The organism is Sciscionella marina DSM 45152, assembly GCF_000379465.1.
Classification (GTDB): domain Bacteria; phylum Actinomycetota; class Actinomycetes; order Mycobacteriales; family Pseudonocardiaceae; genus Sciscionella; species Sciscionella marina.
The window spans coordinates 56,003-67,139 of sequence record NZ_KB905402.1; the positions used below are offsets into that span (position 1 = coordinate 56,003).

The 11,137-nt window shown below is 67.1% G+C and carries 10 protein-coding genes and 1 rRNA gene; 3 read left to right on the top strand and 8 right to left on the bottom strand.

The genetic code is table 11. The features are described from left to right. Positions 1 to 268 precede the first annotated feature (268 nt). From A37U_RS0124580 to iolC, 6 genes are read right to left on the bottom strand one after another with little or no spacing between them, the layout of a single operon-like run. Positions 269 to 1,276 (bottom strand): Gfo/Idh/MocA family oxidoreductase, encoded by a 1,008-nt coding sequence (locus A37U_RS0124580; protein WP_020499328.1) that lies wholly within the window; start codon positions 1,274 to 1,276, stop codon positions 269 to 271. Next, a complete protein-coding gene (locus tag A37U_RS0124585; protein ID WP_026197560.1) occupies positions 1,273 to 2,223 on the bottom strand; it encodes a TIM barrel protein in 951 nt (316 codons plus the stop codon). Before A37U_RS0124585 ends, A37U_RS0124580 begins: the two co-directional genes overlap by 4 nt. Before the next feature lie 9 nt (positions 2,224 to 2,232). Then, the gene (iolD, locus tag A37U_RS0124590; RefSeq protein WP_020499330.1) at positions 2,233 to 4,098 is read right to left on the bottom strand and encodes a 3D-(3,5/4)-trihydroxycyclohexane-1,2-dione acylhydrolase (decyclizing); all 1,866 of its coding nucleotides are present in this window, start codon (positions 4,096 to 4,098) and stop codon (positions 2,233 to 2,235) included. Then, positions 4,095 to 4,940 carry a 5-deoxy-glucuronate isomerase gene (gene iolB, locus A37U_RS0124595; protein ID WP_020499331.1) on the bottom strand — a complete coding sequence of 282 codons (846 nt, stop codon included), beginning with the start codon at positions 4,938 to 4,940 and terminating at the stop codon, positions 4,095 to 4,097. The genes iolD and iolB overlap by 4 nt, the downstream gene beginning before the upstream one ends. After that, on the bottom strand, positions 4,937 to 5,806 hold the full coding sequence (locus A37U_RS0124600) for a Cgl0159 family (beta/alpha)8-fold protein (protein WP_026197562.1): 870 nt from the start codon (positions 5,804 to 5,806) through the stop codon (positions 4,937 to 4,939). Before A37U_RS0124600 ends, iolB begins: the two co-directional genes overlap by 4 nt. Then, positions 5,799 to 6,740, bottom strand: a complete 942-nt coding sequence (iolC, locus tag A37U_RS0124605) for a 5-dehydro-2-deoxygluconokinase (RefSeq protein WP_020499333.1) — start codon at positions 6,738 to 6,740, stop codon at positions 5,799 to 5,801. Before iolC ends, A37U_RS0124600 begins: the two co-directional genes overlap by 8 nt. Before the next feature lie 75 nt (positions 6,741 to 6,815). Here iolC and A37U_RS0124610 point away from each other — a divergent pair, with 75 nt between their 5' ends. After that, complete coding sequence (locus A37U_RS0124610; protein ID WP_020499334.1) at positions 6,816 to 7,571, top strand: GntR family transcriptional regulator; 756 nt, start codon at positions 6,816 to 6,818, stop codon at positions 7,569 to 7,571. Positions 7,572 to 7,636: 65 nt separating this feature from the next. Next, a complete protein-coding gene (locus tag A37U_RS0124615) occupies positions 7,637 to 8,017 on the top strand; it encodes a VOC family protein (protein ID WP_020499335.1) in 381 nt (126 codons plus the stop codon). Here A37U_RS0124615 and A37U_RS45185 read toward each other — a convergent pair. Next, positions 8,008 to 9,624: an amidohydrolase gene (locus tag A37U_RS45185; RefSeq protein WP_020499336.1), complete on the bottom strand. Its 1,617-nt coding sequence runs from the start codon at positions 9,622 to 9,624 to the stop codon at positions 8,008 to 8,010. The two genes, A37U_RS0124615 and A37U_RS45185, sit on opposite strands and share 10 nt — an antisense overlap. Before the next feature lie 128 nt (positions 9,625 to 9,752). On the opposite strand from A37U_RS45185, the gene A37U_RS0124625 reads away from it, so the two are divergent. Continuing rightward, positions 9,753 to 10,814 carry a tartrate dehydrogenase gene (locus A37U_RS0124625; RefSeq protein WP_020499337.1) on the top strand — a complete coding sequence of 354 codons (1,062 nt, stop codon included), beginning with the start codon at positions 9,753 to 9,755 and terminating at the stop codon, positions 10,812 to 10,814. A gap of 48 nt (positions 10,815 to 10,862) precedes the next feature. On the opposite strand, the gene rrf is transcribed toward A37U_RS0124625, so the two are convergent. Further along, positions 10,863 to 10,980 (bottom strand): 5S ribosomal RNA (gene rrf, locus A37U_RS0124630). Positions 10,981 to 11,137: the final 157 nt, after the last annotated feature.

Sequence of the window (11,137 nt, forward strand, 5' to 3'; positions counted from 1 at the left end):
CTCCGCTTCCGGAACGCCGATTTGCTCCGAGAACATTGTTCTGTGTCGAGAACACTGCTCTGCGCCGCGAGCGCTGTTCTGGTCCCGGAATGCCGATCTTCCCGAGAACACTGCCCCGTCCCGAGAACACTGCTCTGGCCTGCGAACACTGCTCTGCCTCGCGAAACAGCGTGCCACTCCGAGAGCACCGCTCCACCTGCGAACAACAGTCCAATCCGAGAACAGTGCTCTCTATCGTGAACATTGCCCTGCTGCCGAGTCGCGCGGGTCAGTCCCGATACAGCTCCGGTTTCTCGGTCAGCCGGACCTCGACGAGCTGTCCCGATTCGAGTGCCTGGACCGCAGCATCGCTGGACACCGCCACGGCATAGCCGTCCCAGGCGCTCGGCCCGCACAACCGGCCGGCGTGCACCGAGTCGATCCATTCACGGAGCTCGCGGTCGAAGGCCTCGACGAACCGGGTCGTCCAGTCCTGCAAGACCCCCGTTCGCAGCTGCCCCGCCTTCCGCACCACCACATCCGGCGGATCGGGCAGCCGCACGGCACCCAGTTCGCCGACCGTCTCGCACTGAATGTCGTAGCCGTACTGGCAGTTCACGAACACCTCGAGGTCGATGTGCACCCCGTCCTCGGTCTCGAACCGCATCAGCTGCGGGTCGCGCAGGTGCGGGAGCCGGTTCCCGGTGCTGCGCGGGACATGCACCTGGGTGCGCGCGATCTCGGTGCCGAGCAGCCAGCGGATGGTGTCCAGCTCGTGCACGGCGGTGTCCTGCACAGCCATCGCCGAGTGATACGAGTCGGGAACGGAGGCGTTGCGGTGCACGCAGTGCATGATCAGTGGCGCACCGATCTCCCCGGCATCGATGACTCGCTTCATCGCGCGATAGCCAGCGTCGTAGCGGCGCATGAACCCGACCTGGACGAGCCTGTCGCCGAACTCCTGCTCGGCGCGCACGATGCGCAGGCAGTCCCCGGCCGTCGTGGCGAGCGGTTTCTCGCAGAACACGTATTTCCCCGATTCGATCGCGGCGAGCACGTACTCGGCGTGTGTCGGCCCGATCGAGGTGACCACGACCGCGTCGACCCGATCGTCCGCGATGAGCGCGGTACCGCTCGGGATCGCGACCGCGCCGATCTCCTCGGCAACCAGCCCGGCGCGATCTGTGTCCACATCGGACACCGCGACGACTTCGGCCCCGGGGACGGTCCCGGTGAGCCGCCGGATGTGGTCGCTGCCGATCCTCCCGGTCCCGATCACTCCGACCCGCACCGTCATACCTTCGCGCCCCCGTTCGGCCGCCGCGTCTCGGAAAGACCGCGGCCACCGAGGTATTCCCGGGTGCGCACGGCGATCGGCAGCGGTGTCTCCGGACTGCACGGGTAGAGATCCTGTTCCACGACGACGAACACCTCGGCGTCCACAGTGGACAGTTCGGTGACGATCGCCGCCGGATCGGGCACCCCGGCGGGCGGTTCCACACAGACCCCGCGTTTGACCGCCTCGCCGAAACTCAGCTCCTCGGCGTACACCTGCGCGAGCACATCGGGATCCATCTGCTTGATGTGCACATAACCGATCCGCTCGGCGTAGTCCCTGATCAGCTGGACCGCATCGCCCCTGCCGTAGGCCACGTGCCCGGTGTCGAGGCACAGGTTGGCGTAGCGCGAATCGCTCTCATCGAGGTAACGCTCGATCTCTTGCTGGGTGAGAATATGACTGTCCGCGTGCGGATGCAGACACAGCCGCACATCGTATTCCTCGAGCAGGATCTTGCCGAGCTCACTGGCCCGGGCACCGAATTCCGCCCACTGCCGCGCGGAGAGTTCGGGCGATTCGGTGTACTCCCCGGTTTTCTCGTCCCGGTACTGCGGGGGGATGTAGACCAGGTGGTGTGCCCCCGTCGCGGCGGTCAGCTCGGCGACTTTGCGGGTGTGCGCCAGCATCTCCTCCCACTTGTCCGGGCGGTGCAGCGCACCGAAGGTCGTCCCGCCGGAGACTCGGAGTCCGCGCGATCCCACCTCCTCGGTCAGCTGTCGCGGATCCGTCGGGAGATACCCGTACGGACCGAGCTCGAGCCATTCGTAGCCCGCCTCGACGAGTTCATCGAGGAAGCGCGTGTAGTGCACCTGATGCTCGTCCTCGGGAAACCAGACTCCCCAGGAATCCGGTGCGCTACCGAGGCAGAGATTGCCGATCACGGCACGCGGCGACGTCGTTGTCATCGAGTTCTCCTAGAGATAGTGGCGCTGCCTGCGTTTCTGCTCCGTGTACGTGCGGTACGCGGTCCTTGTCGAGTCCAGTTCGGACACTTCACTGACCGGAACATCCCACCAGCCGCCATCGGGCGGGCCCGGGGCGCGGGGATCGGTCTCCACATGCACCACGCAGGTTCGGTCGCTCGCCTTGGCCCGGACGATCGCCTCGGTGAACTCCGCGACGGTGCGCGCCCGCAGGACTGTGGCGCCGAGGCTTTCCGCGTTCACCGCGAGATCCACGGGAAGCCGCTCCCCGTCCAGTTGCCCGCTCTCCGGGTTCCGGTATCGGTAACTCGTGCCGAACCGTTGCGAACCAAGAGATTCGGAAAGCGAACCGATGGAGGCGAAGCCGTGGTTCTGCACCAGGACCACGATCACCTTCAGCCCTTCCGCGACCGTGGTCACGAGCTCCTGTGCCATCATCAGATACGATCCGTCCCCGACGAGCACGACGACCTCGCGCTCCGGGGCAGCCAGCTTCACACCGACTCCGGCGGCAATCTCGTACCCCATGCAGGAATACGCGTACTCCACGTGATACGCCTTCGGATCCGTTGCCCGCCAGAGCATCTGCAAGTCCCCCGGCATGGAACCGGCCGCGTTGATCACCACATCGCCACCGTCGAGCGTCCGGTTGAGCGCACCCAGGATCTCCGTCTGCGCGGGAAGCGGTATGTGTCCGCGATCGAAACAGGCATCGACCGTGCGCGCCCACTCCGTTGCCAGGGAACGGATCTCCTCGCGGTACCCGCGTTCGGCCCGCCACTGCCCGAGCGCGGCCGCGAGCGCGCCGATCCCGGAACGGGCATCGGCGAGCAGCGGCTCCGCCGAATGCTTCACCGCGTCGATCCGCGCGATGTTGAGATTGACGAACCGGGCCCGCTCGCCGAACACGGTATGGCTCGCCGTGCTGAAATCCGAATAGCGGGTACCGATACCGAGCACGACATCCGCTTGCGCGGCAAGGGAATTCGCTGCCGTCGAGCCGGTCGCGCCGAGCCCGCCGACCGCGCAGGGGTGATCCCAGGCAACCGCGCCCTTTCCCGCATGGGTGTCGGCGACCGGGATCCCCGTGGATTCGGCGAACTCCCGCAGCGCCTGTTCGGCCTCGGCATAGACCACTCCGCCACCGGCGAGGATCAGCGGGCGCCGCGCCGAACGCAGCACCTCGGCCGCCCGGCGAACCGCGTCCGCATCGGGTTCCCTGCGTTCGATGTGCCACACCCGCCTGCGGAAGAATTCCTCCGGCCAGTCGAACGCCTCGGCCTGCACATCCTGGGGCAGACACAGGGTCACCGCACCGGTTTCCACCGGATCGGTCAACACCCGGAACGCGGCGAGGACCGCCGGAATCAGCTGCTCCGGGCGCGCGATCCGGTCGAAATACTTGGAAACCGGGCGGAAGGCGTCGTTGACCGAGACATCGCCCGCACGGGTGTCCTCGAGCTGCTGGAGCACCGGATCCGGGGCCCGGGTGGCGAACATATCGCTGGGCAGCAACAATACCGGCAATCGGTTGGTCGTAGCGAGCGCGGCCCCGGTGATCATGTTCGTCGATCCCGGCCCGGTGGACGCGGTGCACGCGAAGGTCTGCATGCGGTTGCGCATCTTCGCGAACGCGCTCGCCGCGTGTACCTGGCCCTGTTCATTGCGCGAGAGATAGTAGGGCAGCCTGCCGGTTCCCGATTCCTGCAACAGGGCCTGGCCGAGGCCGGCGACGTTGCCGTGCCCGAAAATACCCCACACACCGGGAATCAGCCGCTGTTCGATACCGTCCCGTTCGGAGTACTGGTTCGCCAGGAACCGCGCGAGCGCCTGCGCAACCGTCAGCCGGATCGTCATGACCGGTCCCCGAACGGCAGCCGCGCGTCGACCTTCTGGTCCGCCCAGGTATCCCGGATCCAGCCGTGCGCGGGATCATCACAGATCTCCCACGCCCGCTCCGTGCCCGGGCCCGCCATCACGTTGAGGTAGTACATATCGTAGCCGGGAACCGCCATCGAGGGACCGTGCCAGCCGTGCGGAATCAGCACCACGTCCCCGCCGCGTACTTCGGCGAGCACATCGATCGGGCGCTGTGCGGTGCCGTACACGCGCTGATATCCCATCCCGTTCCCGGCGATCTCGAAGTAGTAGATCTCCTCGAGTTCGCTCTCGGTCTCGCTCACCTCATCGTGCTTGTGCGGTGGATAGGAGGACCAGTTCCCGCTCGGCGTCAGCACCTCGCACACCAGTAGCCGGTCCGCCTCGAAGGTGTGCGGCAGGCAGTAGTTGTTGACCTGCCTGCTGCAGTTGCCCGCACCGCGCAGTTCCACCGGAACACCGTCCACGGGCCCATAGCGCGCGGGCAGTTTCGTCCCGGTGCGCGCGGCGGGAATCGCGAAGCTGCCCTCCCCCTCGACCGTGACCTCCGCATCCCTTGGCAGGTAAGCGAAATCGGTGACCGAGTCGAAAACCTGCGCGCGCCCGGCCAGCTCGAACCGCTGTCCGTCCACCGTGACGCGCGCGGAACCGGAGAGCGGGAGCAGGAGTGCCTCGGACTCCCCCGTCGTGAACCGTTCGGCGCCGGTAAGTGCGAGGATCCGGAGCCCGGAATACCCCCATCCGGCCGATTCCGGGGTGACGACGAGGCTGAACGGCCCCTCCGCCGTGCTCCCCGCCGGGCGATACAACATGTCATTCATAGCAATCCCACCGCCGTGTCGACAGCCTTGGCAACATCCTCATCGTGTGGATACAGCAGGGAACGGCCGACGACAAGCCCTCGGGCGGTCGGCAGGCCGAGCGCCCGCTGCCAGGAGGCGAAGGCCGCATCGGCATCGGTCACCTCCCCGCCGAGCAACAGCACCGGAAGCGCCGAGGAGGCGAGTACCCGCTCCATGTCCGCGACGACGGGCAGTTTCAGCCAGGTGTACGCGGAGGTCCCGCCGAGCCCCGAGGCGATGGTGATCGAGTTGATCACCGCCTCCGGACTGAGGTCATTACGCACCCGGCCGTCCACCCACTCGGAGAGAAACGGCTCGACCATCGCGATGAGCCCGCGGCCCGCGAGCTGATTGATGGCATGCGCGGAATTCTCCAGTACCGCGGGAGTGTGCGGATCATCGAGCGCGATCCGGGTGAGCATTTTCCCGCCCTCGAAACCGAATCGCGCGATCGCCCCGGCGTCGTAACCGGCGAACCGGTCGTCCAGTTCGAAACTCGAACCCGCCAGTCCGGTGCGGTTCATCGAGCCGAATACCGATTTACCGTGCAGCGCGCCGAGCAGGAGCAGATCCTCGAGCACATCCGCGGTGCCGAGCACCCCGGTGACCCCGGGACGGTCGAGCGCGACGCAGATCCGGTCGAGCAGCCCGCCACGATCGGCCATGGCGAGCGGATCGGCACCGATGGCGTTCGCCCCACGCGCGGGGTGATCGGCCGCGATGATCATTGCCTTACCGTGCGGGCCGTACGGCGAGGCGGGGCGCACCCGGTCCGCCGCGGCGCGCGCGATCGCCCCGGGGTCGCGCGCCCGCTGTTCGGCCAGGGCGCGCAACCGCTCAGCCATCGAGCACCGCGCGGACCGCGCGTTCATCGGGCATCGCGTCCGAACAGGCGAGTTGCCCGGCAACGATCGAGCCGGCCGCGTTGGCGAACCGCATGATGCGCTCGATTTCCCAGCCGGCGAGCAATCCGTGGCACAGCGCCCCGCCGAACGCGTCGCCCGCACCGAGCCCGTTGACCACCTCGACCGGAACCGGCGGCACCTCGACCGAACCCGTGTCATCCACCGCGAGCACCCCGGCGGGCCCCTTCTTGACGACCGCGAGCTCGATTCCCTTGTCCCGCAAAGCCTTCGCCGCCGCATCCGGTTCACCGGTGCCCACCGCGATCGCGCACTCGTCCAGGTTCCCCACCGCGACCGTGACGTGCTCGAGGGCCTTGTCCACCCAACCGTGCGCCTGCTCGCGGGATTCCCAGAACATCGGCCGGTAGTCGAGATCGAGCACGGTGATCCCGGACCGGGCGCGCGCCTCGAGTGCCGCGAGCGTGGCCGTTCTGCTCGGTTCGGCGCACAATCCGGTCCCGGTCACCCAGAAGATCCGTGCCTGCCTGATCGCCTCGAAGTCCAGCTCCGCGGTGTGCAGGTCCAGATCCGGCGCCAACGGGGCGCGGTAGAAGTACAGCGGGAAATCGTCCGGTGGGAAGATCTCGCAAAAGGTCACCGGGGTGGGCAATCCCGCACTGGTGCCGACGAAGCGGTCATCCACCCCGTATCCGCGCAAGGCACGGCGGATGAACCGGCCGAAAGGGTCCGCCCCGGTCTTGGTGACCACCGCGGTCGACCGCCCGTAGCGCGCACCGGCCACGGCCACGTTCGTCGCCGTGCCACCGAGGTATTTGCCGAAGGAACTGACATCCTCGAGTCCCACCCCGGTCTGCAGCGGATAGATATCGACACCGATGCGGCCCATGGTGAGCAGGTCGAGGGGTTCTCCCATGCGGATCAACGTGCCGCACCCATTCGACTTTGTCAAGACAATCGGACAATAAGGAAATGAGTTAGGCTGACTCCGGTGACGACCCCGGAATGGAGCGCGGCCAGCCTCCGGCTCGACCAGGACAGCCCGATACCGCTGTATGCGCAGCTGGCAACCCAGTTGCGCGAGGCGATCGATGGCGGAGCACTCGCCCCGGGTGCGCGACTGGACAATGAGACCGAGCTCGCCGCCCGGCTCGGCATCTCCCGGCCCACCATCCGCCAGGCGATCCAGAGCCTGGTCGACGCGGGCCTGCTCGTGCGCAAACGGGGGGTCGGAACCCAGGTCGTGCACAACAAGGTCGCCCGGCAGCTGCGCCTGTCCAGCCTGTTCGACGATCTGACCCGGCTCGGCAAACATCCGGGAACCCGGGTGCTCACCAACGGCGCCGAAACGGCGAGCGAGCACGCGATCGGTGCGCTCGAGGCACCGGAACTGGAGAGTGTGCACCGGATCGAGCGGGTACGCCTCGTGGACGAGGAACCGATCGCGCTGATGAACAACTACCTGCCGCCCGGCCTGATCACGCCGAGCGATGCGGAACTGCGCGCGAAAGGGCTCTACGAACTGCTGCGCTCCGCCGGGATCCGGTTGCACGCGGCGCACCAAAACATCGGCGCGCGCAACGCGACCGAGGAGGACGCGGAACTGCTCGGGGAACCGGTCGGTGCCGCGCTGCTGACCATGCACCGCACCACCTACGACGAGAACGGCCGCGTCGTCGAGTACGGCTGGCACGTGTACCGCGCCTCACGCTATTCCTTCGATCTCACTCTTCCCGGGGCGCGCTGAACCAGTACTAGTGTCCGTGACGGGAGCGCCGCACGCGTGAATCTCATCGGAAAGGACCGCCCCGGATGCGCATCGACCGGCTCGATCATCTCGTGCTCACCGTCGCCGATATCGACGCGACCGTCGATTTCTACACCCGCGCCCTCGGCATGGAAACCGTCACATTCCGGGGCGGGCGCACCGCACTGAATTTCGGTTCCAGCAAGATCAATCTGCACCAGGCTGGGCACGAGTTCGAACCCAAGGCCGCGCATCCGAGCCCCGGCAGCGCAGATCTGTGCTTCATCGCGAGCGATCCGCTCGACGAGGTCGTGGAAAGCCTGCGGCGCAACGGAATCCCGATCGAGGAGGGACCGGTCGGGCGCACCGGGGCGGCCGGGCCGATCACCAGCGTCTACGTGCGTGACCCGGACGCCAACCTGATCGAGATCGCCAATTACGAGTAGCGTTCCCAGCGCGGCAGGCCGCCGACGTAGGTGGCGCGCACTCCGATCCCGGCGATCTCCTTGCCCGGTATGGCGAGCGGATCCCGGTCGAGCACCACGAAATCGGCGAGGTATCCGGGAGCGAGCAGACCTTTGTACGCCTGCTCGTCACTGGCCCGCGCGGAACCGACGGTGAAGATCCACAGCGCTTCGGCCGCGCTGACCCGCTGCCTGCCACCCACCTCGGCGCCGTCATCCACCCCGCGCCGGGTCACCATGCTCTGCATGCCGAGCAACGGCTGATACGGCCCGCACGGATAGTCCGAGGACCCGGCGACGGTGACGCCCGCGTCGAGGAAATCCCGGTGCGCGAACATCCGCTCGGTCCGCTCCGGCCCGTACCACTCGTTGAGCGCATCCCCGTGGTAGGCGGGATATCCGGCGAACGGAACGGCGATCACGTCGAGTGCCCGCATCCGGTCCAGGATCGGTTCGTCGACCAGGGTGCAGTGCTCGATGCGGTGGCGCAGTCCCGGCCGCGGATCGGTCTCGGCGAGCTCACCGTAGATGTCGAGCAGGAGCCGGATGGCGGTGTCCCCGTTGGCGTGCACGCCCATCGGGGTTCCGTCCCGGTGCACCATGCCGATCTGTTCGCGCAGCGTCTCGGTATCGGTGATCTGCAGACCGTGATCCCCGGTTCCGGTAAATGGTTCGGAGAGCAGGCAGGTGCGCCCGCCGACCGCACCGTCCACGAACCCCTTCACCCCGACGTAGCGCAGCCAGTTGTCACCGAACCCACCGCGGATACCGAATTCGTGCGCCTTCGCGTAGTGGTCGATCCCCAGCAGCATGCCGGTGCGCAGGGTGAGCAGGCCTTCGCTGCGGGCCCGCTGTAGCAGGACGATGTCCTCCGGGGCGACCAGCGGATCGCAGATCGAGGTCAGCCCGGCGGCGTGCCACTGCTCGACGGCGCGGCGCAGGCCCAGCAGCCGCTGCTCGGGGGTACTCGGCTGGATCGGCGAATCCTGTGCGCCCGCCGCGGGCATCGCCACCTGCATCAGTGCACGTTCGACCAGCCGACCGTCGAGCCGGCCCGCCGCGTCCCTGCCGAGTTCGCCGCCCGCCGGTGGTGTGGAGTCCTCGTGGTAGCCGAGAGCCTGGAGCGCGGCACTGTTCGCCACCGCCCAGTGCGCGGCGACATGCGTGACGAGGGCGGGCACGTTCCCGGTGACCGCGTCGAGCGCCGCGCGGTCCAGTTTCCCGGTCTTCACATCATCGAAGCGGCTGCCCCGCACCCAGGCGCCCGGCCCGATCCGCGCCGCCTCGGCACGCACCCGCTCGAGCAGCCCGGTCATATCGCGGACCGCGTCGTGGGAGAGATCAAGGTGCAGCTGGTCCTCCGCGGACATCGCGAGATGGATGTGCGCATCGTTGAATCCGGGCACGATCGTCGCCGTACCGAAATCGGTGACCTCGGCCTCCGGGAACCGGTCGCGCAGTTCCCGCAGTGTGCCGGTCGCGAGAACCCGTTCCCCCTGCACCGCGATCGCCTCGACCGGTGGTCCGTGCTGGGTGTGCACGACGCGGGCTCGGTAGATCCTCGGGACGAGTTCCTCGATTCCAGTCATCATACCGAGACTAGAACCGCGTGGCATCCAGGTACACCCTTGACATCGGCCGGGGTTCCGATAGGGCTCGGAGTGAGTCATGCGCCATTGCCTTGAATCCCCGTCTTCTCCGGTGATCCGATAGCAGCATGACGAACCATCGGATCGCGCTCATCCCTGGAGACGGCATCGGCCGCGAGGTGACCCCGGCAGCCTGTGCGGTGCTCTCGGGTATCGGCGCCCGCCACGGCATCACGTTCGACTACGACGAGTTCGACTGGTCGTGCGCCCGTTACCGGGATCAGGGCGCGATGATGCCCGAGAACGGGCTCGACCGGATCAGCGGACACGACGCGATCTTCCTCGGCGCGGTCGGCGAGGTGGGGGTGCCGGACCATGTTTCCCTGTGGGGCCTGCTCATCCCGATCCGCAGGCGGTTCAACCAGTACGTCAACCTGCGTCCGATCAAGGTCTTCGAGGGAGTGGACAGTCCGGTGCGTGGTGCGCGTTCCGGCGAAGTCGATCTGGTCGTCGTGCGGGAGAACGTCGAAGGCGAGTACAGCGAGATCGGCGGCCGTTCCGGTCAGGGCACCGAGGCGGAGATGGCCGTGCAGGAGGCCGTGTTCACCCGCGCCGGCGTACGACGCATCGCCGAATACGCGCTGCGGCTGGCCGAACGACGCGGTGGCACCGTCACGTCCGCGACCAAATCGAACGGGATCGTGCACACCATGCCGTTCTGGGACGAGATCGTCGCCGAATGCGCGGCCGGGCATCCCGGGGTGTCCCTGACCTCCGAGCACATCGATGCGCTGTGCGCCAAGCTGGTGCTGAACCCGGCCCGGTTCGACGTGCTACTCGCCTCGAACCTGTTCGGCGATATTCTCAGCGACCTCACCGCCGCGATCGCCGGTGGAATCGGGATCGCGCCTGCCGGGAACATCAACCCGGAGCGGGAGTTCCCCTCGATGTTCGAGCCTGTGCACGGTTCCGCGCCCGATATCGCGGGCAAGGAGCTCGCCAATCCACTGGGCGCGATCTGGACCGCGGCGATGCTGTTGGATCACCTCGGCCACACCGAAGCTGCCGTGGAAGTCGAATCGGCGATGCGCGGGGTGCTCGCCGAAGCCCGGGTGCGCACTCCCGATCTCGGCGGTTCCGCGACGACCGGCGAATTCACCAAGGCCGTTCTCGAATTCACCGAGGCCTGAACGCACGAATGCCCCGCCCGATTCCGGGCGGGGCATTCGTGAAGTTGTGTTCGGCGGTGTCCTACTCTCCCACACCCTGGCGGGTGCAGTACCATTGGCGCTGGTGGGCTTAGCTTCCGGGTTCGGAATGGGGCCGGGCGTTTCCCGCACCGCTATCACCACCGAAACAGTCGTGAACCATTTTTTTGTTTTCGACCCTGTCTCAAGACCTGCAGGTCTTGGGGGGTTGTTGGTTCAGAATCGTATAGTGGTTGCGGGCAGAGCTTGTTACGTTTTGTTCGCGTTTAGTGTTTCCACCGCATCTGGTGTGGTGGGGTGTGTAA